The 19,517-nt window shown below is 68.1% G+C and carries 18 protein-coding genes and 4 pseudogenes; 12 read left to right on the top strand and 10 right to left on the bottom strand.

The genetic code is table 11. The features are described from left to right. The first annotated feature begins 1 nt into the window (after position 1). The 5 genes and pseudogenes from NMK44_RS29460 (at position 2) to NMK44_RS29440 (ending at position 2,668) form a co-directional block, all read left to right on the top strand. Positions 2 to 262, top strand: coding sequence for a phosphopantetheine-binding protein (locus NMK44_RS29460; RefSeq protein ID WP_254748761.1), 261 nt, complete (start codon positions 2 to 4; stop codon positions 260 to 262). Continuing rightward, positions 259 to 486: an MbtH family NRPS accessory protein gene (locus tag NMK44_RS29455; protein ID WP_254748759.1), complete on the top strand. Its 228-nt coding sequence runs from the start codon at positions 259 to 261 to the stop codon at positions 484 to 486. Before NMK44_RS29460 ends, NMK44_RS29455 begins: the two co-directional genes overlap by 4 nt. Continuing rightward, on the top strand, positions 483 to 1,133 hold the full coding sequence (locus NMK44_RS29450) for an isochorismatase family protein (protein WP_254748757.1): 651 nt from the start codon (positions 483 to 485) through the stop codon (positions 1,131 to 1,133). The genes NMK44_RS29455 and NMK44_RS29450 overlap by 4 nt, the downstream gene beginning before the upstream one ends. Before the next feature lie 18 nt (positions 1,134 to 1,151). Next, a pseudogene (locus NMK44_RS29445) lies at positions 1,152 to 1,478 on the top strand (transposase); the annotation flags it as partial. Between the two features lie 77 nt (positions 1,479 to 1,555). Next, on the top strand, positions 1,556 to 2,668 hold the full coding sequence (locus NMK44_RS29440) for an integrase core domain-containing protein (protein WP_254748755.1): 1,113 nt from the start codon (positions 1,556 to 1,558) through the stop codon (positions 2,666 to 2,668). 198 nt (positions 2,669 to 2,866) lie between these two features. Here NMK44_RS29440 and NMK44_RS29435 read toward each other — a convergent pair whose 3' ends face one another. Then, positions 2,867 to 4,054, bottom strand: a complete 1,188-nt coding sequence (locus tag NMK44_RS29435) for a S1 family peptidase (RefSeq protein ID WP_254748753.1) — start codon at positions 4,052 to 4,054, stop codon at positions 2,867 to 2,869. A gap of 179 nt (positions 4,055 to 4,233) precedes the next feature. On the opposite strand from NMK44_RS29435, the pseudogene NMK44_RS29430 reads away from it, so the two are divergent. Further along, a pseudogene (locus NMK44_RS29430) lies at positions 4,234 to 4,856 on the top strand (IS5 family transposase); the annotation flags it as partial. 332 nt (positions 4,857 to 5,188) lie between these two features. Further along, a complete protein-coding gene (locus NMK44_RS42170) occupies positions 5,189 to 5,314 on the top strand; it encodes a hypothetical protein (RefSeq protein WP_302888772.1) in 126 nt (41 codons plus the stop codon). A 100-nt stretch (positions 5,315 to 5,414) separates the two neighbouring features. On the opposite strand, the gene NMK44_RS29425 is transcribed toward NMK44_RS42170, so the two are convergent. Next, entirely contained in the window at positions 5,415 to 6,047 is a 633-nt protein-coding gene (locus NMK44_RS29425; protein ID WP_254748751.1) for a peptidase inhibitor family I36 protein, read from the bottom strand. Between the two features lie 486 nt (positions 6,048 to 6,533). After that, complete coding sequence (locus NMK44_RS29420) at positions 6,534 to 7,373, bottom strand: SDR family oxidoreductase (protein WP_254748749.1); 840 nt, start codon at positions 7,371 to 7,373, stop codon at positions 6,534 to 6,536. A gap of 92 nt (positions 7,374 to 7,465) precedes the next feature. Here NMK44_RS29420 and NMK44_RS29415 point away from each other — a divergent pair, with 92 nt between their 5' ends. Further along, complete coding sequence (locus tag NMK44_RS29415; protein ID WP_254748747.1) at positions 7,466 to 7,837, top strand: winged helix-turn-helix transcriptional regulator; 372 nt, start codon at positions 7,466 to 7,468, stop codon at positions 7,835 to 7,837. A 261-nt stretch (positions 7,838 to 8,098) separates the two neighbouring features. Here the strand turns inward: NMK44_RS29415 and helR are convergent, their stop codons facing one another. The 3 genes from helR to NMK44_RS29400 all read right to left on the bottom strand — a co-directional run bounded on the left by helR (position 8,099) and on the right by NMK44_RS29400 (position 11,984). Next, positions 8,099 to 10,249: an RNA polymerase recycling motor ATPase HelR gene (helR, locus tag NMK44_RS29410; protein WP_254748745.1), complete on the bottom strand. Its 2,151-nt coding sequence runs from the start codon at positions 10,247 to 10,249 to the stop codon at positions 8,099 to 8,101. 265 nt (positions 10,250 to 10,514) lie between these two features. Next, positions 10,515 to 11,297, bottom strand: a complete 783-nt coding sequence (locus tag NMK44_RS29405; RefSeq protein ID WP_254748743.1) for a HEAT repeat domain-containing protein — start codon at positions 11,295 to 11,297, stop codon at positions 10,515 to 10,517. A 93-nt stretch (positions 11,298 to 11,390) separates the two neighbouring features. Then, complete coding sequence (locus NMK44_RS29400; RefSeq protein ID WP_254748741.1) at positions 11,391 to 11,984, bottom strand: hypothetical protein; 594 nt, start codon at positions 11,982 to 11,984, stop codon at positions 11,391 to 11,393. 46 nt (positions 11,985 to 12,030) lie between these two features. Here NMK44_RS29400 and NMK44_RS42750 point away from each other — a divergent pair. Beyond that, positions 12,031 to 12,441 (top strand): annotated as a pseudogene (locus tag NMK44_RS42750) (signal peptidase I). A 248-nt stretch (positions 12,442 to 12,689) separates the two neighbouring features. Here NMK44_RS42750 and NMK44_RS29385 read toward each other — a convergent pair. Beyond that, the gene (locus NMK44_RS29385) at positions 12,690 to 13,238 is read right to left on the bottom strand and encodes a hypothetical protein (protein ID WP_254748739.1); all 549 of its coding nucleotides are present in this window, start codon (positions 13,236 to 13,238) and stop codon (positions 12,690 to 12,692) included. A gap of 105 nt (positions 13,239 to 13,343) precedes the next feature. Between NMK44_RS29385 and NMK44_RS29380 the strand changes: the two are divergent. Then, positions 13,344 to 13,627 (top strand): annotated as a pseudogene (locus tag NMK44_RS29380) (helix-turn-helix domain-containing protein); the annotation flags it as partial. Between the two features lie 131 nt (positions 13,628 to 13,758). Here the strand turns inward: NMK44_RS29380 and NMK44_RS29375 are convergent. Next, positions 13,759 to 14,889, bottom strand: coding sequence for an FAD-dependent oxidoreductase (locus NMK44_RS29375; RefSeq protein ID WP_254748737.1), 1,131 nt, complete (start codon positions 14,887 to 14,889; stop codon positions 13,759 to 13,761). Positions 14,890 to 15,217: 328 nt separating this feature from the next. On the opposite strand from NMK44_RS29375, the gene NMK44_RS29370 reads away from it, so the two are divergent. Further along, positions 15,218 to 16,009, top strand: coding sequence for an alpha/beta fold hydrolase (locus tag NMK44_RS29370; RefSeq protein WP_254748735.1), 792 nt, complete (start codon positions 15,218 to 15,220; stop codon positions 16,007 to 16,009). 64 nt (positions 16,010 to 16,073) lie between these two features. On the opposite strand, the gene NMK44_RS29365 is transcribed toward NMK44_RS29370, so the two are convergent. Then, positions 16,074 to 16,766 (bottom strand): TetR/AcrR family transcriptional regulator, encoded by a 693-nt coding sequence (locus NMK44_RS29365; protein ID WP_254748733.1) that lies wholly within the window; start codon positions 16,764 to 16,766, stop codon positions 16,074 to 16,076. A gap of 53 nt (positions 16,767 to 16,819) precedes the next feature. Between NMK44_RS29365 and NMK44_RS29360 the strand changes: the two genes are divergently transcribed. Continuing rightward, on the top strand, positions 16,820 to 17,941 hold the full coding sequence (locus NMK44_RS29360; protein WP_254748731.1) for an FAD-dependent oxidoreductase: 1,122 nt from the start codon (positions 16,820 to 16,822) through the stop codon (positions 17,939 to 17,941). Positions 17,942 to 18,252: 311 nt separating this feature from the next. Here NMK44_RS29360 and NMK44_RS29355 read toward each other — a convergent pair whose 3' ends face one another. After that, positions 18,253 to 19,032, bottom strand: a complete 780-nt coding sequence (locus NMK44_RS29355) for a helix-turn-helix domain-containing protein (RefSeq protein ID WP_254748729.1) — start codon at positions 19,030 to 19,032, stop codon at positions 18,253 to 18,255. Between the last annotated feature and the right edge of the window lie 485 nt (positions 19,033 to 19,517).

Genomic DNA, 19,517 nt, shown 5'->3' with positions numbered 1-19,517 from the left:
GATGGAGCACGACGATGAGTTGCGCTACGTGAATGTCCTACGGAGGTGTATCCCAGGGCTCGCCGCGTCCGAGCCCGTCCTCGCTGACGCGGTGCTCGTCGATCTCGGACTTGATTCGCTGGGCCGTATGCGCCTGCTCGTGGCATTGGAGAAGGAGTTCGACATTGTCTTCCCCGACGAGCTCCTCGTGCCGGAGACGTTCAACACGGTGACGTCTCTGCAGGCCGCCCTCACCACAGTTCTACGGGAGATGGTGCGATGACGGCTGATGCGTTCGCAGGAGTCGGCGATTCCTGCCCTGGGCTGCGCAACGAAGAGTTCCAGCACTCGCTGTGGCCCATGAATAGAGCGGTCCCGGGCGGCTGGCAGATCTGCTCCGGCCCCTCACCTTATCAGGGCTGTATGGAGTACATTCGCGACCACTGGACGGACATGCGTCCTGCGGGTCTGAGCACGGTTCAGATATTGGAAGGCCCTCGACGATGACCATTCCCAGGATCCAGCCCTACGCTTTGCCGGCTGCCGACCAGCTGCCGGACCGAGTGGTGACATGGGCGGTCGACCCGGCGCGCGCCGCTCTCCTCATCCACGACATGCAGGAGTACTTCGTCGGCTCCTTCCCTGCCGACGAGTCGCCGATGTCGGAGGTTATTCCCCGCATCGCCCGCCTGCGCGAAGTCTGCGCCGAGGCAGGCATTCCCGTGTTCTTCTCAGCACAGCCCGGAGGTATGGAGAAGCACGACAGGGGATTGCTCGCGGACTTCTGGGGGCCCGGGATGAGCACCTCGGAGAGCCACCGGAGGATCATCGCCCCGCTCTCACCCAGGCCCGGTGAGAGGGTACTGACAAAATGGCGCTACAGCACGTTCTTCCGAACGCCTCTTCTGGAGGCTATGCGTGAACAGGGCCGCGATCAGCTCATTATCTGCGGTGTCTACGCCCACATCGGGTGCCTCATGACAGCCTGCGATGCTTTCGCCAACGACATCGAAACATTCCTGATTGCGGACGCGGTTGCTGACTTCAGTGCCGATTACCACCGGATGGCGCTTGTATACGCCGCCGAACGCGCGGCCGTTGTTGACACGACGGATCGCATGCTTAGCAAGCTTAGACCGTGTCCTACGTGGTGATTGCTCGTTGGTATGGTCATGGGGCGGGGTATGTGGAGTTGGATTGTTCCGGACGGGTTGTGGGAGATCGCGGAGCCGTTGATCCCTCCGTCGAAGGTGCGGCCGCAGGGTGGGGGAACGCAGGACACGCCTGATGAGACGCTGTTCGCCGCCATCATCTACGTACTGGTCAGCGGCTGCGCCTGGCGAGCCCTGCCACCGTGCTTCGGCATATCGAAGTCCACTGCTCACCGTCGGTTCTTGGTCTGGTCGAGAGCCGGTGTCTGGGGCCGGCTGCATGAGGCCGTGCTGCACCAACTCGACGACGCCGGCCTCATCGACGTCACCCGGGTCGTCCTCGACACCTGAAGGGTGTCTTTATTGCCGTACGGTGGTTGACCTGGGGCTTTGCGATTGCCCAAGTATGGGCACGATCACTGATCGTGGGTCTCCGACTGCTCTACCTGATCTTCTGCCGACTGCTGAGCTGCTTCCTTTTGCTGGGCCGATCGACCGCCGCGAACAATGCCGAGATTCTTGTCCTTCGCCACGAGGTCGCTGTGCTTCGCCGACAGGTCGAGCGGCCGCGGCTCTCATGGGCCGATCGTGCCGTGCTCTCCGCTCTCGCACGGCACCTGCCACCCGTCTTACGCTGCCATCGGCTGGTCACCCCGGGCACGCTGCTGAACTGGCACCGCCGTCTGGTGCGCTGGAAATGGCGACAGACACCAGCCAGGCCCGGCCGACCACCGTTACCGGAAGAGACAGTCGCACTCATCCAGCGCCCGGCAAGAGAGAACCCGACCTGGGGATACGTCAGGATCCAAGGCGAGCTCCGCCGACTCGGTCGTCGGGTCGCCGCCGCCACCATCCGGCGCGTCCTGCGCCATACCGGCCTGCCGCCCGCACCACAGCGAGCATCTCAGCAGACCTGGCGTACCTTCCTCCGAGCCCAGGCCCACACGCTACTCGCCTGCGACTTCATGCACGTGGAGACCGTCTTCCTCAGACGCCTCTACGTCTTCTTCGTCATGGAGATCAAGACCCGGCGCGTTCACATCCTGGGTGTCACCGCGCGCCCTACCGGCGCATGGGTCACCCAGCTCGCCCGCAACCTGCTCATGGACCTCGGCGACAGGGCGGGGTTCTTCCGGTTCCTCATCCGCGACCGGGACAGCAAGTTCACCGCCGCGTTCGACGCCGTCTTCGCTGGCAACGGCACAGCCGTCATCCCGACTCCGCCGCAAAGCCCCCGGTCCAACGCATTCGCCGAACGATGGATACGCACAGCCCGTACCGAATGCACCGACCGAATCCTCATCACCGGTGAACGACACCTGCGTACAGTCCTCACCACGTACGCCGAGCACTACAACACCGGACGAGCCCACCGCAGCCTCGACCTACGAGCCCCGGACGACCACCCGAGCGTCATCTCCCTGCCTGCTGCCGTAGTCCGACGGCGACAGCTACTCGGCGGCCTGCTCAACGAGTACCACACCACGCCACCCCAACGACTTCTCCATCCACAAGAAACACCCAGCTCAGCGGCCTGATCGGGATATTGACACCCTTCAGGCCTCGAACGGTCACCGGCTTAGGCGAGCCATCGGACAGGCTCTAACCAGCAACTACGATCCTGACGCCCTCAACGGCGACACCGCACGCCCAGGACAACCGCTTAACACCAGTCACCTAGAACGCAAGTTCGGCCGTGGGGCCCGGGGACAACCGCTGCGCCGGTCCGGATCGGATCAGCGGGTGTTGAGCGTGAGTCGGTAGTGCCTCAGGGCGTCATCCAGGGGCTGGAAGTAGGACGAGCCCTTAGCCTTAACGGAGCCGCCGCACTTTTGGCCCTTCGGGTTGCCGGAGGTCACGCCCTGGGCCTGGTTGCCGGAAATGTAGGCGCCTCCGCTGTCACCGCCCTCGGTGCACACCGTGGAAGTGGCCAGTCCCTTGACGGTGGTCTCCGGCTTGGTGGTGTAGACGACGGTGACGTTGTACGACTTGACCTTCCCGCAGGTCCAGCCGGTGGTCTGGCCTGCCTTGCACAGCGCGGCACCGGACGCCGCCCGCCTGCTGCCACGGACCTGTTTGCCGTTCACCATGGTCTCGACCTTCACGCCCTTGTCCAACTCGGCGATCCCCATGTCGACACTGTTCTGACCAGTGTTGAACCGGGTGTCGGTCGCCTTGGCGAAGCGCTCGCCGTCGTAGGACAGGTCCGGAAGTCCTTCCAGACAGTGACCGGCCGAGACCAGGAACTGCTTGCCGGAGCGGTCGCGGGCGCCATAGCCCACGGAGCAGGTGCCGCCGCCTGCGGCGCTCATGCTCTGGCCCGGGGTGACGTTCTGTGTTGGGACCAAGGTTGACTTCTCGTTCACGACCTTGACGGCGCTTCCGTACGTCTTCGCCTTCTTGAGGAAGGCGCGGGCGGCGGGCGTGCTGTCGTCGCTGACGGCGACGGTGACGGTGTCCGTGGCCAGGTCGACCCCCCAGGAGTTGACTCCCGTGGGGACGCGCTGGGCGGCGGCGCTGTCGAGGGCGGCCATCACCTTGTCCAGGCGCTCCTGGCCGCGCTCGGGCACCCGGGCGGTGAGCCCGGCGTCCCTGACCTTGGCGGCCGCGGCCTTGTCGGCCACGTTGACGGTGAGCTTGCCGTCGTTGTCGAAGTAGGCGCCGAGCGTGCGGAGGTCACCGTCCAGCCGGTCCAGGCTCTTCTGCTGCTTGCTCTCGCTGTCCAGACGCTCAACGGCCTTGCTCTCGCTGACGCCGAGCGACTTCGCCAGAGCCTTCACCATGCCGGCGTCGTACTGCGCGGCGGACGTGGGGGTGGGAGAGGGGCTCTGATCGGGAGAGGCGTTGGCGGCCGAGAGGCCGACGGCCGAGGCGATGGCAATGCCCGCGATGCCGGCTGCGATCGATATTCGAGATGGGGACACGTGGAGTCCTTTGCCGGAGCAGGCGTGAGCGCCCGCGTGAGATGAGGGGGCCACGGACGGAACACACCAAGGGGCGATGGCCCGGCAAAGCCATCGACCTCACGTCCGGGCCGCCCATGCCACCACATGGTGGACGCATGGTCAACACAAGAGCAGGGCCGGGAAAGTGAAGCTTGACCTTCGGCCCGTCGGGGCCGACCGCGCACCGCCGGTTCAGCGAATGGAGCAGAGCCCGGGTCTGAGCCAAACTGCACCGCCTGGTGCTGGACGAACTCGGCGCTCGCGGAGACCTGGACTGGTCGAGGTGCGCGATCGACTCGGTGAACATGCGGGCCTTGAAAGGGGGGACCTGACAGGTCCGAATCCTGTCGACCGGGGCAAGAAAGGGTCGAAGATCCACCTGATCACCGAGCGGACCGGTCTGCCCATATCCGTCGGTATATCGGGCGCCAACCTCCACGACATCCAGGCCCTGCAGCCCCTGGTCCGCGGGATCCCGCGGATCCGCTCCCGCCGCGGCCCACGCCGGCGCAAGCCCGCCAAGCTGCACGCCGACAAGGGCTACGACTACGACTACCTGCGTCGATGGCTACGCAAGCGCGGCATCACCCACCGCATCGCGCGCAAGGGCATCGAATCTTCCACGCGACTGGGCCGCCACCGCTGGACGATCGAGCGCAGCATGGCCTGGCTCGCCGACTGCCGTCGGCTCCACCGCCGCTACGAGCGCAAGGCTGAACACTTCCTGGCCTTCACCGCTATCGCCTGCACCCTCATTTGCTACCGCCGACTCGCCAAATGAGACGACGTCTTAGCGTTAGCCGCTGTACCGATGTGCCCCAAGGCCGTCGACAACCCGCAGGGCACTGAGTGAGTGACAGAAGCGAACCAGATTTCCGCGCTCGGCCGCCCCATAACCACGACAGCAGGCGGCTCGGTCCGCCTGTGCCGCGCAGTCGACTCTTTTGAGGGCTTCGAAGCCCGTGAGAGAGCCAGCATTCCCCCATCGTCTGAGCCGCTCTCCCTGCGCCTGGGACGGGGACTTGCGGGCCTAACCCATGGCTCCCTCACCGTTCGAACACCACCTCGGACCGACCAGATCCCGGGGCCTTCCCGAAGATGCCTGGAGGACTTGTGAACACCGATGACCGCACCAAGCTCGTCGTCGCCGCGATGGGTGCCGGACTGCTGACGCTCATCGCCCCGCTGACGCTCGGGTTCGTCGGACTGGGTGCGCTGATGCTGATCCTCAAGGTCTGACAGCCAGCCGCCGTGCCTGGCACGCGCGCACGTCGAGACGGCATCAACCGTTCTCGGGGCTCGGGCTCGCCCTCCACTGGAGGCCGAGCCCGAGGGGCGTTCAGCGGGGCTTCACCCGGAACCCGTAGAAGGTCTGGTCGTAGCTCCCGTAGCTGCGGGCGGGCAGGTCCACGGCCCGGGCGTTCTGGCACGAGCCGTTCGTGTCGAACAAGGCGACGGGGTGCTCGGTCGCGTTGTAGACGCTCTTCGCGGGGATCCCGCTGCTGGTGCAGAACCCGAGATTCCAGGAGGAGTCCTTCACGACCTGGCCGGTGTAGTCCGCGCCCGAGTAGAAGCACACCGCCCCCTGCTCGCAGATCGGCGTGAGGCGGAACGACTTGAACTCGGACTCGACCTCCTGCACCTTGGAGCCGGGCGTGATGGTCCCGGTGGGGGCGCCCGAGCAGGAATCATTCGCATACCATTCGACCTGGAACCGGGTCCTGTTGTAGAGCGACCGGACCGTGGACTTGGTCCCGTCGGGCCACCCGGTCTCGGACAGCACGCACCCTGACGCCCTGCCGCTAGCACGCCTGAACTGGCCCTCGTGGCCGGGTTCGGACCAGACGCAGAACTTGTCCGCGCCGCAGTCCTCCTGACTCGCGGCATGGGCCGGTGCCACGAGTCCGGGAAGGACGGTGACAGTGAGAGCGGCGACAGCGGCTGCCAGGCGCCGAACATCTGACGTGCGCATACATCTCCTCGGTGTACATAAGGGGCAGTCGACGGAGGAGTGACCGTAGCGGTCACTCATACTGACGGTGTGGACGACGGCGCGTGACGACTCGATGGTGTGACATCCAGGACCCGGCTCATCCCGTGACCAGAAGATGAAGCGGGGGCGATGGGACTCGGCGATGTCGGCCGTGGTTCTCGGAGCCGAACGGTACGTATGTGGCCTCGGGGATCAATCGAACCGTGGTTGACGCGGAGATTGATCTCAGCCCCAACCCGGGGGCGTCTGCCTGGGCGCCCTCATGGCCCGCCTCCTGGCATGGTCGGACGCCTTCGCACGTGCTCGCGCTGATCACTCAGCGCGAGCGCCACTTGGACTCGGCCGCGCAGAGCCGACACCTGAACATGCGAGGTCACCAGTCCACCAAGACCGACTACGGAGGCGGGCGCCTTGTGCGGCCGCAGCCGCACAAGGTGCCCAGGTGTTCTTCAGTTGAGTTGTGCCTCAACGGAAGGCGGCGATGTTGCGGGCGACCCAGCCGTTGAAGGGGCGCGGGGCGCGGCCGAGGACTCGTTCCACGTCCGGGCTGATCCGCAGTTCTGCCGGGGTCGGGGCGGAGATGATGTCGAGGGTGTCGTCGGCGAGTTCCGCCGGCACGAACTGGGTCATCATGGCCTTGGCCTCGTCGCGGGTGAGTTCGTGGAACCGTACAGGTGAGCCGAGCGTGGCGGCGATGGCCTCCGCCTGCTGACGTGGCGTGACCACCTCTGGCCCGGTCAGCTCGTACACCCCGCCGGTGTGCCGGTCGTCCAGCAGGCAGGCCGCCGCGACCTCGGCGATGTCCGCCGGGTCGATGACCGGCACTCCTACGTCGCCGAAGGGCGCGGCGACCGTCCCTTGCGTGCGGACTGACTCCGCCCAGGCCAAGGCGTTGGAGGCGAAGCCGCCCGGTCGCAGGACGGCCCAGGCCAGGCCGGACTCCCGCAACGCGTCCTCCACCGCGCGCATCGCGACCCGCGACGGGCCGAGCGGCCTGGTCGCCACGCCCTGCGAAGACAGCAGGACGACTCGGCGGACCCCACTGGCCGCGGCCAGGCCGATGATGTCGGCCGGTCTTGCCTCGGGGGTGTGCAGGTCGCCGGACAGCAGGAGGAACAGTGCCTTCGCTCCGTCCAACGCGGGTGTGAGGCTTGTCAGCTCGGCCAGGTCGGCCGCCACATGCCGGACTCCGTCCAGCATCGCCACCGCATGCCGCGACACCGCCGTCACCTGCTCGCCCGCCTCGGCCAAGGCGTGCGTCAAGGGTCGGCCCACATTCCCGGTAGCCCCGGTCACCACAATCATATTCAGCTCCTGGTCGGTCGTGTACTGCGGCAATTGACACTAGGAGCCGGGCTTACTTTTCGTAAGAACATACCTAGAGGTAAGCTCCGCACGTGAGAGAAGGCGCGCAGCGTATACAGGCCGAGGTGGGCAGTCAGTATGAGGTGTTTCACACCGACTGCCCCGCGCGTGACATGGTCGACCATGTGACCAGCAGGTGGGGTATCTGGGTGCTGATCTCCTTGCGGAGCAACGACCTTCGGTTCTACGAGCTGCGCGACAGCATCCAGGGCATCAGCGAGAAGATGCTCGCTCAGACCCTGCGTGCGCTGGTCCAGGACGGCTTGATCTGGCGGGAGGTGGAGCCGACGACGCCGCCCCAGGTCACCTACGGGCTGTCCGAGTTCGGCCAGGACATCACCGAGCCGCTGACGGACTTGTTCCACCGGATCACACAGCGGCTGTCGCCGCGCAGCACGGACTAGTGCGGTAGTGGCCGGCCCCGAAACCGGAGCCCACCGAGCGGGCCGTGCTCGACCAAAAGGTGGCCGTACGGCGCGGCCAGGGCTACCCCCTGCGCGTCACCGCCACCGATACGCCCCCGGCGACCACACACGGTGATGTCAGAACCGACCTCGACGAGGAATAGGCGACACCTCAACATGCGAGCACACCAGCCCCGAGGCCGTATAACGTTCCACTGGCCCTCCCGCCCCTGCTGTGCCGGCCCGCCTCATGGCCAGCCGTCAGGGGCTCGTGAGGATGACGAGTTGCCGGGTCGCCCGGGTCATCGCGACGTAGCGGTCGACCGCTCCCTCGACACCCTCGCCGAACGCCTCCGGGTCGACGAGGACGACCAGGTCGAACTCGAGCCCCTTGGACAACTCCGGGGTCAGTGACCGGACGCGGGGCGTCGCCCGGAACGTGGGATCGCCGATGACGCAGGCGATCCCGTCGGTGTTCCCGGCGAGCCAGGTATCGAGGACCGAGCTCAGCTCCGCGACGGATCCGTGGACGACGGGGATGCCGCCGCTGCGGATGGAGGTCGGCACGTTGGCGTCCGGGAGCACGGCTCGGATGACCGGCTCGGCTTCCGTCATGACCTCCTCCGGCGTCCGGTAGTTGACACTCAGGGAGGCCACGGTGATCCGGTCGAGCCCGATCCGCTCGAGCCGTTCCTGCCACGACTCCGTGAACCCGTGCCGGGCCTGGGCGCGGTCCCCGACGATGGTGAAGCTCCGGGACGGGCAGCGGAGCAGCAGCATCTGCCACTCCGCGTCGGTCAGTTCCTGCGCCTCGTCCACGACGATGTGCGCGAACGGGCCGGCGAGCCGGTCCGGGTCGGCGGTGGGCAGGGCGGTCTCGTCGATCAGGCTGTCCTGGAGGTCCTGTCCCCGCAGCATCGTCACCGCGCCCTCACCGTCGTCATCGGCCGCGAGCACGGTGTCGATGACATCGGCCATACGCTCCCGTTCGGCGGCGACGGCGGCCTTGTGCCGGCGCTGTCGCCGTGCCGTCTCCGGGTCGCCGAGCCGCTGCCGCGCCGCGTCCAGGAGCGGCAGGTCGGACCCCGTCCAGGCGTGGGGCGCGTGCTTGCGCTGAAGCGTGCGGACCTCGTCGGGGCTGAGCCAGGGGGCGCACATCCGCAGGTAGGCGGGGACCGACCACAGGTCTCCGACCAGGTCGGCCGCTTCGAGCAGCGGCCAGGCCCGGTTGAGGGTGGTGACCAGCTCTTCGTCGTGCATTAGCGACCTGCGGAACTGGTCAGGTGAGATGTCACCGTCGTGCTTGTCCATCAGGATCGTGAGCAGTTCCTCCCAGATCTGCTCACGGGCCTCGTTGTGCGGGGTGCCGGGTTCCGGTGCCTCGAACGCCTCGGCCCAGTCGTCGGCGCTCAGCCAGATGTCGGCCCAGTCGGTCGAGACCGTCATCCCCTCGGCGGGAGGCTCTTCGTAGAACCTGACGGCCTTCTCGATCGCCCGCACCATGTCCGCGGACGACTTCAGGCGTGCCACGTCCGGGTCGGCCTCGATCGCCGCTCCGGCTCCCTCGGCGACCAGGTCCCGCAGGGTGCAGGTGCGCACCCCCTCCTCTCCGAGGCTGGGGAGGACATCGGCGACGTAGGCCAGGTAGGGCTGGTGCGGACCGACGAACAGCACACCTCCCCGGCGCTGACCGAGGCGGGGGTCGGAGTAGAGGAGGTAGGCGGAGCGGTGCAGCGCCACGACTGTCTTGCCCGTTCCCGGGCCGCCGTCGACGACGAGAGCGCCACGGGATCCCGCCCGGATGATCGCGTCCTGGTCGGCCTGGATGGTGGTGAGCACATCCCGCATCCGGGATGACCGGTGGCCACCCAGGCTGGCGATGAAGGCGGACTGGTCGTCCAGCGCGGCGTGGTGTTCCAGCCCGTCGGCGGTGAACACCTCGTCCCAGTAGTCGCTGATCCGGCCCTGGGTCCAGCGGTATCTGCGGCGGCTCGTCAGTCCCATCGGGCTGGCGTGGGTCGCGGCGAAGAACGGCTCGGCCGCCGGGGAGCGCCAGTCGAGCAGCAGCCGGTGCCCCGTGCTGTCGGTGAGGCCGAGCCGGCCGACGTACACGGGCTTGGGGTCGTCCGCGCTGACGATGTGCCCGAGGCACAGGTCCAGGCCGAAGCGGCGCAAGGCGCGGAGACGGCCGGTCAGCCGGTGGATCTCCATGTCCCGGTCCATCGCCCCGCGGCCGATGCCGCCGGGTGCCTTGCGTTCGGCATCGAGGCGGTCGGACAGTTCGGCGATCGTCCGGTCGAGGCACTCGGCGATGGCCGCGAAGTGCTGCTCGTCGTCGGCGATCAGCATCGGGTCGGCCTTGGGGGCGAGACGGTCGGGAAGCGCGAACGCGCTGGTGGTCAGGGGGTTCATATCACCGGCTCCGATTCGGAGTCGATCCATGAACCGACAAGAACGTACGCACTTCGTGAATCCCCCATTACCGCAGGTTCTGGCCTTGGCCTGCGATTCTGCGGTACGACCCGGGTCTTGCCGCAAGCCCCCCGGTGCGCTATACGTTGAGAGTGGCAAGAGGTGGGTACACCCTCTTGCCCCGACCGCCCGCTATGGACGGGCAAGCCCTCGCATCATGGTCTGTACGGGACCCGTACAGGTGAGGTGTGCGGCAGGGGCGGCGTCAGGGGGCGAACAGACGCAGGTTCTCCAGTGCGAAGGCCACCATGGCCGCGCGCCCCTCAGGATCCGGGGAACTATCCGGATCATCCCGTTCGGCCCATCCCGTCCGCTGCAGCCGCAGCAACGCCTGCTCGAATTCGGCCAGCACCGAGGACGGGACGTCGTCCTCCAGCGCCAGGTCCATCGTGCAGGATTCGGCCAGCAGGACGAAGTGCCAGGAGGGGGCGGGTGATTGCAGCTCGTCGAGCAGCCAGCGGATCGCCCCTGGCTCCTTGCGCTGCCAGGCCCCGGAGACCGACCGGGCACGAAGGGCGGCGTCGGGTGAGTCGGCGTAGCGGGCCAGCGCGGCCCCGGATGTCCGGGTACTGGCCTCGTCGGAGCATTCGAAATCGGCGAGGGAGGTGCCCGCGTCCAACCGGACGCCGCGATCGGGGTCGTGGTCGAGGAGCTCGATGAGCACCGCCACGGCCGACGCTTCCTCCGGACCGTTCCTCGTGATGGTGGGCAGCCCCGCGGCGGCCGACGACCTCACCTGCGGCTCGGTGTGCCGCGCGCACGACAGGAACAACGCCACCGGCATCTCGGCCAGTTGGTGGTGGACCCCCAGCGTCCGGTAACAGTCGAGCACCTTGGCCAGGACGGAGGCGTCCTGGCCGGGAACGGCGAGAGGACCGAGGGTGGCGAGGACCGGTCCGGTGCGCCCATGGATGTGGAGCATCATGAGGAAGTCCAGCGCCTCGACCCCGACGCGGACCCGTGCCGGATCCGCGCTCCCGCACAGCACGAGGATCTCGTCGATGCGGGCACTGGCGCAGGCGCGGTCCCGCCACGTTCGCGTATCCGGGGACTGGGCGAGAGCGATGAGCTGCTCGGAGCGTTACGCACTGCCCGGCGGATGAGCCAGTGCCCGGCCGAGCAGGAGACGTGCCTCTTCCTGGATCCCCTCAGCGGTTCCCGGCGGGAGCGGAGCGGCGCTGCGGCGCAGGGCGGCGTGTATGTCTCTCAGCGCTGCCCGCATCTGCACCCCGTGGGCCAGGCCCTCGCCAGGTGCTCCCGCCTCGGTCCAGCCGATCTCCCTCATGGTGCCCTGTCGGGCTTGGATGTCCCAGCACAGCTCGTCGTCGAGGGTGTGCGCACAGACCGAGCCGAGCCGCCCGGTGAACGCGGTCCAGGCACCCACCAGCGCCGCCGGATCGGACAGCGCCTCCGCGAGGATCCGCTCGGCCTCCGCGTACAGGGACGGGTCCTGGCCGAGCGCGAAGGTGAAGCTCTCCGTCACCGCCTCGAACACATCCACCGACGGCTCGTTGTCGAGGGACCACAGCAACTCACGCAGCGCCCAGGCGCTATCAGGACACTGCGCGATGCTCCGGGACGCCGCCTCGCGCACCGCGCCCTCTGCCGACCTGAGCTCCGTCGCCAGCTGCCGTTGACGCTCTTCCTGCCTGCGAGCCCTCCGTGTGCCGAACATCAGGCCACCCTAACCGCGGGCCCGGCACGTATGAGCGTCCGGGCACATGGACGACGGTGTGTACGTGGGCAACGCGGGCAAGGACGCGGCGCCGGACCGTGGATGGCCGTTCGGGCACGTCAAGGAGCCCGGCGACCCTCCTCGGAGCGACGACGTGGAGATCAGATGGGGCGTTCGCCCATGAGGCGGCAAGCGAACCCAGTGCGTGGACTGCGAGCAGCGCACGGCTCTCCAGGTGCTCATCAGCGGCCGCTTCTTCGGCCCGGATCGTCTGCGAGGCCAGCAGGAAGCCGACGGTGCGGTGGATGAACGCAGTCTCCCAGGGCGCGGTCCCGCAGCTCGTACGCGGTTCCGAAGTACTGTCCGAGGGCCGACACCTTCCGCCCGGCCGTGTCCCGCCAGTCCCAGTCGAGTTGATAGACCGCCACCGTGTTCACGGGCGTGGTGCGGAAGGTGAACTCGGTGTTGATGCCGAAGTTGCCTCCGCCACCGCCCCGGCAGGCCCAGAACAGGTCCGGGTGCCGCCTCTCGTCGCACACCAGGGAGTTGCCTGCGGCCGTCACCACCCTGGTGCACGCCAGGGCGTCGGCGGTCAGGTCCAGCTTCCGCGAACTGAAGCCGAATCCGCCACCCAGGGTCAGCCCGCTGACGCCGACCGTGGGGCAACGCCTTGCGGAGAAGGCCGCGGGTGCTGACGGTGGTCGGTCAGGGCCTCTCCATCAGTTTCGAGTAGGCCCTCTCAAGGCCCTGGGTGTGGTCGGCCCCCAACTCGACGTAGACGTGCCCGCTGGCCGCACAGGCTTCACGCAGGGCAGTGCTTTGTTCCCTCACCCACGCTGCGATCTCCCGATAGGTGGTGTCATCGGCTCCGTCGAGCCAGTCCGGGGCGGCCCTCAAGTGTTCGGTGGTCAGCTCCGCATTCCCAAGGAAGACACAGCTCAGTGGCATCCCGAGACCAGCGGCGGCTGTGGCGGCCGCCGGCGTGACGATGTCGCCCTCGACCACATAGCCGTCCAGGGGATCGGAATCGTCGAGGCTCTCCGCGGTGGCACGGATGAACTCGACGAGGAAGGGCTGCGCTGGTACGGCCTTGTCCGGGTGCGTGCCGTGGCGCACGCCGTGCTGGGGCGCGGCGCGCTGCAGCATCGAAACCAGAGCGTCGGTCGGGCATCCCGGGATGCCGTCCCGTTCCAGCAGCATCCACGCGAGGGTGCTCTTGCCCACCCGTGGCGGGCCTCCTATCAGGTAGATCACGTGCAGACCGTACCCCGGTCGGCAGCTCGGGTGATCCCGCGGTGGCAGAGTCGTGACCACACCTCCAGATCGGGCAGGTGAGCGTGCCATGGGACGATCGTGGCCGTGGCTGGTGTGATCACGGCGTCGCAGCCCTCCTGGATTGCCCCGTTCACCGGGCTGAGCCCCCGCTGCTTCGGCAAGTTGGTGACGACGCTGCGGCGTGAAAGCCCGGACGCGGTCCGCCGCGGCCGACCGTGGAGCTGCCGCTGGAAGACCGGGTGCTGCTGCTCGCGGCTTACTGGTGCACCAACTTGACGCTGCGCCAGCTCGCCCCGCTGTTCGGCATCTCGAAGTCCGCGGCCGACCGCATCATCAACCATCTCGGCCCGTTGCTCGCGCTCCGGCCCGCCGCTACCTCGCGGCCATCACCCTGGCGAGCACTCTCATGTGGCTCGATGCATGATCGACAAGACGCTGCCTGGGACTTGTCCGGGCGATCATGTCGGGCTGCTCGGCGATTTCGGCCCGGGGGAGTGGCTTATCGACCCTGTTCGTTGATCATCTTGAGCATGGCCTGGGCTGTGTTGTTCTCGGAGTCGATCCCGTGGACTTCGGTGCCTTCAAAAGTGACGGCCTCGCTGCCGCGGGCGAACATGGCTTGTTCGTACTCGGTGAGCGCGGCCTCGGTGTCGTCGGGATGCGCGGCGAGGGTCTTGCCGAGTTCGGCACCGTCGAGCATGGCCAGGTTGGCGCCTTCGCCGTTCGGGGCTGCGAGGTGGGCGGCGTCACCGAGCAGAGTCACCCCCGGCACTCGGTCCCACCGGTGCTCGGTCGGCAAGGCGTAGTGAGGGCGCAGAACAGGTACGATATCGGCGTCCGTGATCAGCGCGGTGAGCTCCGGTGCCCAGCCGTCGAACTCCCGCGCAATCCGCGCGGCCGCGGCGGAGGCATCCGTGAAATCGATGGCGGCAAACCAGTCATGCGGCCTGGACAGTGCCACGTAGGCGTGCAGGGTGTCACCGCTTTCCCGGTGAGCGAAGATCTCCTTGCCCGGCGAGGGCGCGATCATCGACCCGCCGCCAACCACCTTCGCGGTGCCGGTGTGCTGGGTGTCAGCGTCGAACAGATAGGTCTCGACGAACGACGTGCCGACGTACTCGGGCGTGGCGTCGGAGAGCAGCGGCCGGACCCGCGACCATGCGCCGTCCGCGCCGACCAACAGGCTGGTGATGACGGTGCCGCCGTCGGCGAACGTCACCTCATGACGGCCCGCGCCGAGGGCGCGGGTGCCGCTGACCTTGTGCCCCCACCGGACGGTGTCGGCCGGCAGCGAGTCGAGCAGGATCCGTCGCAGCTCCCCGCGCTGCACCTCGGGGCGTCCACCCGTGCCGTCGTCGGCCATCTCGTGCAGAACGGTCCCGTCCTGCTCGATGAGCCGCATCGTCTGGCGGCCCTCGATGATGATGGTGTGGAACTCGTCCATCAGGCCGGCCGCCTTGAGGGCGAGTTGCCCGTTGTAGTCGTGGATGTCGAGCATCCCGCCCTGTGTGCGCGCCGACGGGGAGGACTCGGCCTCGTAGACCGTGACCGGGATTCCGTGGACGTGCAGGACACGGGCCAGCGTGAGCCCGCCGAGTCCGGCGCCGATGATCGTGACGGGCGTGTGCATGGTGGCTCCTCCGGGATCGGGACCGCCCGGTGATCTCCGGCGGTCGTCTCAGGAAAGGTGCCTGGCCCCGCCGACAAGCCCCCGACGTCGGTCCGCCGGCCTCCGACAGATTGCCGACACCCGCCCGGAACGGCCTTCAGCTCGGCGTCCGGCTCCCGGTTCACCGGTCCCAGGGCGCGAGATGGCACTCGTCCGGTAGCGGGTAGCGGGTAGCGGTTCGCGGGTGTCGCTCCCGTACGGTCGCGAGGGGGCGGCGCCGCCGTCCCGGCGGCCGACGGCCGTCACACCGCAGCAGCCGGGCCCCTCACCGGTTCGAGAGGATCCTCCCTTGCCGCACACGACGACCCCGGACGGTGCCCGCATCGCCTACCAACTCCGTGGCGAGGGCCCGCCACTCGTTCTGCTCGCCGGCCAGGCCAACAGCCACCACTGGTGGGACGGCATCCGCGAGGACTTCCACGCCGCGCACAGCACCGTGACGCTCGACTATCGCGGCACCGGCGAGAGCGACGAGCCCCGAACGCCTTACAGCACAGAGCAGTTCGCGCGCGACATGATCGCGGTGCTCGACGACCTGGGCATCGAACGTGCGGACGTCTACGGCACCTCCATGGGCGGGCGGGTGGCCCAGTGGCTGGCCATCCGGCACCCGGAACGGGTCCGTGGACTGATACTGGGCTGCACCTCCCCTGGTGGGCCGCTCAGCCTGGAACGCAGCAACGAGGTCCGCCGGTCCCTGGCGGTGCCCGACGTGGCCGCGGCGCAGCGGGCCCTGGCTGAACTGATGTACACCCCGGCCTGGCTGGCCGCCCACTCCGCCCCGTATCAGACCCTGGGTGACCCCACCAAGTCCGCCCGTGCGCGTCGCGCACACCTGACCGCGAGTCGCGACCATGACGCGTGGGATGAACTGCCCGCCATCAGCGCACCCACGCTGGTCCTGCACGGCGGCGATGACCTCCTCAACCCCGCCGCGAACGCACCCCTGCTCGCCGACCGGATTCCTGGTGCCCGGATGACGCTCATCCCCGGGGCCCGGCACGCCTACTTCGAAGAGTTCCGTGCCCGAGCGAGTCCACTCGTCCTCGACTTCCTCCGTCGGGAGGCAGCCGAGGCATGAAGACCGCGTGGCGTTCGGGGGCTTGCGTAGAGGGGCTTGCCCCGGATTCGGCAGGAGCCGAGTGTCACGCCGGCGGCGTGGCGAGTTTGGCGGCCACGGCGTCGAGGACCCACTCCAGGCCGGTCGCGAAGGATGTCTCGGCGTCCACGTCGGCGCCGTCGTGCACGGCCTTGGTCAGCGCCGGGAAGCGGCCCGTGGCCAACATGCTCGTCACATGCGGGCCGCGGGCGCGCTGCCAGTCGTGCTTGGACAGACCCGTGGAGCGTTCGGCCCGCAGGTTCGCGATCTCGCGTCTGATCGCGCCGATGAAGTAGGAGCTGACGGTCTCCACGGCGCGCAGCACGGTGTCGATGTCGGCGACGCCGTCGAAGGCGGACAGAGTGGCCTCGGTCATGGCGAGGCCGTTCGGGCCCAGGGCCGGGCGACCGCCGAGCAGATCGGCCAGCCATTCGTGGCGCAGCGCGGCCTGTCTGGTGCGCCGGGCGAGGATACCCAGCGCCTCCCGCCAGTCACCGGGCTGCTCCTCGGGGCGGATCTCGGCGTACACCTCGTCCACCATGAGGTCGAACAACTCCTCCTTGGTGGAGATGTATCGGTACAGCCGCATGGGACCGGCGTCCAGGCGGGCGGCGATCTTACGCAAGGACACCGCCTCCAGCCCGCCCTCGTCGGCCAGCGCGACGGCGGCGGTGACGATCCGCTCCCGGTCGAGCGGCACGGGTTGATTCGGCGGCTCCGGTCGGTCCCACACGGTCATAGGCGCATCGTACCGTTGCGATGCATCGCATTGATCCAATACAGTGTATCGACATGAGACGTCGTATCGCAGTGGTCGGCAGCGGTCCTGCCGGTCTTACCTTCGCCCGTGTTCTGCACCGTTACGGTCATCCGGTCGCCATCCTCGAACGCGATCCCGCCCCCGACGCCCGCCCCCCGGGCGGCACGCTCGACCTGCACCGAGGACTGGGTCAGCTCGCGCTGGACAAGGCCGGGCTGCTGACGGAGTTCCAGACGCTGTCCCGTCCCGAGGGGCAGGCCATGCGCATCCTGGACACGGACGGGACCGTCCTGCGCGACTGGCAACCCAATCCGGATGAACAGGCCAACCCCGAGATCGACCGCGGACAGCTACGTGACCTGCTGCTCGGCTCCCTCGACGTCCAGTGGGGGCGGAGCGTGACGCGGGTGGTGCCGGGAACCCGGGACGGCGTGCTGGTCCACTTCGCGGACGGGCGACAGGAGGCGTTCGACCTCGTGGTCGGCGCGGACGGCGCCTGGTCCCGGGTCCGTCCGGCACTCACGTCGGTGGCGCCGCACTACACCGGCGTCACCTCGATCGAGACCTCCCTCGACGACGTCGACACCGGCCACCCGGACCTCGCCCGGCTGATCGGCGACGGTTCCATGGCGGTGTACGGCGTGAACCGAAGCCTCGTCGCCCAGCGCAACAGCGGCGGCCACGTCAAGGTATACGCCCGGTTCCGCGCGCCGCTGGACTGGCACACGAACCTGGACCTGGCCGACGTCGAGGCCGTCCGAACGAGCCTGCTGGCCCTGTTCGACGGCTGGGCCGCTCCCGTCCTCGACCTCCTCCGCCACGGCACCGCCTTCGTCCACCGCCCCCTCTACGTCCTGCCCGTGGACCACACCTGGACCCACGTCGGCGGGGTGACGCTACTGGGCGACGCCGCCCATCTGATGCCCCCCTTGGGGGCGGGCGCGAACCTCGCGATGCTGGAAGGCGCCGAGCTCGCCGAGTCCATCGCCACCGCCGGCCCCGGAGATCTGGACGACGCCGTCCGTGCCTTCGAGGAACAGATGTGGTCACGGGCCGCCAGGTGGGCGAAGATCACCACGGCAGGCCTGGAACGCCTGGTGAGCCCGGACCCCGCCGAAGCCCTCGCCGTCTTCGACCAAGTCCAGCCATCCTGACCGCCAGGCACGGCGGGCACTGGTGACGTCCCCCGACGTCGTCGGAGTCCGCCAGTCACCCCAGTACGGTCCCTGGTCGCCGCAGGAGAAGCACAGCCGGGCCCGGGTCACCCACGCGTCCTCCCGCTGCTCCCAGCGGTCCACAACTAAAGAGCTTTTAGAGGCAACCGGCCCGCTCATTCCCGCCCCTCACGGCCGTACCCTCAAGCACCTCCGAGCGAGACCTGCTGTCACGGGACTCGGGCCAGGAAGGCCACAGAACGGCAGAGAAGGACCCACCGCTGGCGACGCGTTGTGAGAACCCGGTCCGGTCACTCGGGTGGGACGCTGTAGCGCTCCAGGGTCGCTTTGGACGTCGACGTATCCATGAGCCTGAGCTCCCAGGGTCCGGTGTTGACGTCGAAGTCCTTGCCGAATCCGACCCACTTGCCAGCCATGCGGCGGCTCGTGGGTTCCACAAGCATCTGAATCGCGCCGTGGTAGCTCGCTCCCTGGTAGTAACCGTCCGTGGCCGTCTGCTCGGTCCAGGTACCCGTGATCACGCTCCGGTCAACCGTGAGATCGAGGGAGAGCGGGGAGTCCGGGTTCAGCGATGCCCCCTTCAACGATCGCCCGGTCAAGCGGTTGCCGTGCTGGACGAGCACGACGTAGTGCCTGCCCTCGAAGACGTCCTCACGACCCGATGAGTAGAACTCGTAGCGGGAGAGCCATACGCCGCTGTAGTTGTCCCCGGCCGTCTGCACGGCCGCCCGGGTCTCTGCGGAGGCGGGTGCTACACCTTCGGCACTGGGGGCCATGTCGTGGCCTCCCGCCCCGTCGTCGTGGACTCGTCCCATGGGCACCTGCGGGGCGAACCCCAACGACTCGATCGGCATGCCTGTGACCCTCTCCAGTGCTCGGATGTACACCGGCCTCGGCGACCTGCTGATACCTGCTTCCCAACGCTGGACGAGCCGCTTACTGGCCTCGTTCCGTTCGCCTGATTCGGCACCCGCCCGGCGGAGTGCCTTCGCCAAGTCGTCCTGGCTCATCCGCAGGCCGATGCGCACGGCCCTGAGCGCGTCGTTCGGTACGTGAACCTCGGTTGTCATGGTGTCAACGCTAGCCACGATCCCTCGATAATGACACCGAAATGACGCCCTTTGGAGGACGCCTGAACAACGCCTCTTACGTCGTCGCGCTGTCCTGGACGTTCGCGGCACCATCACGGCCGAACGCGACAGAAGAGGCGGATCGTGATGGAGAAAGCGGAAAGAGCACAGCGGCTGATGAGCCTCCGCGTCTCCCGTGACAGTGGCCGGACGTGGGGTGCCGAAAGGGTGATCCGCAGCAATGAGCCGCTGGCTCCGCTGCTCACCTCGGCATGGCCACCATGCCAGTGCTTACGCTGCGTGGCTGGAGGCGGTCCCGCGCCCGCCCGGCTCACCGGCGGCACGGGCGAGAACCCGGAAGGAGCATCCAGAACGGACAGGTGAGACCCCCGACAGACCTCGCCACTCTCTATGAGCCCTGGCCGCCATCCCCATTGCAGGACGTATACGACGAGCGGCTTGCCAGCCTGGGCCTGGAGCTTGCG

The sequence above is a fragment of the Streptomyces cucumeris genome, assembly GCF_024295805.1.
Classification (GTDB): domain Bacteria; phylum Actinomycetota; class Actinomycetes; order Streptomycetales; family Streptomycetaceae; genus Streptomyces; species Streptomyces cucumeris.
Note: the sequence above shows the minus strand (reverse complement) of the source record. Positions and strands in the feature narration are given on the sequence as shown.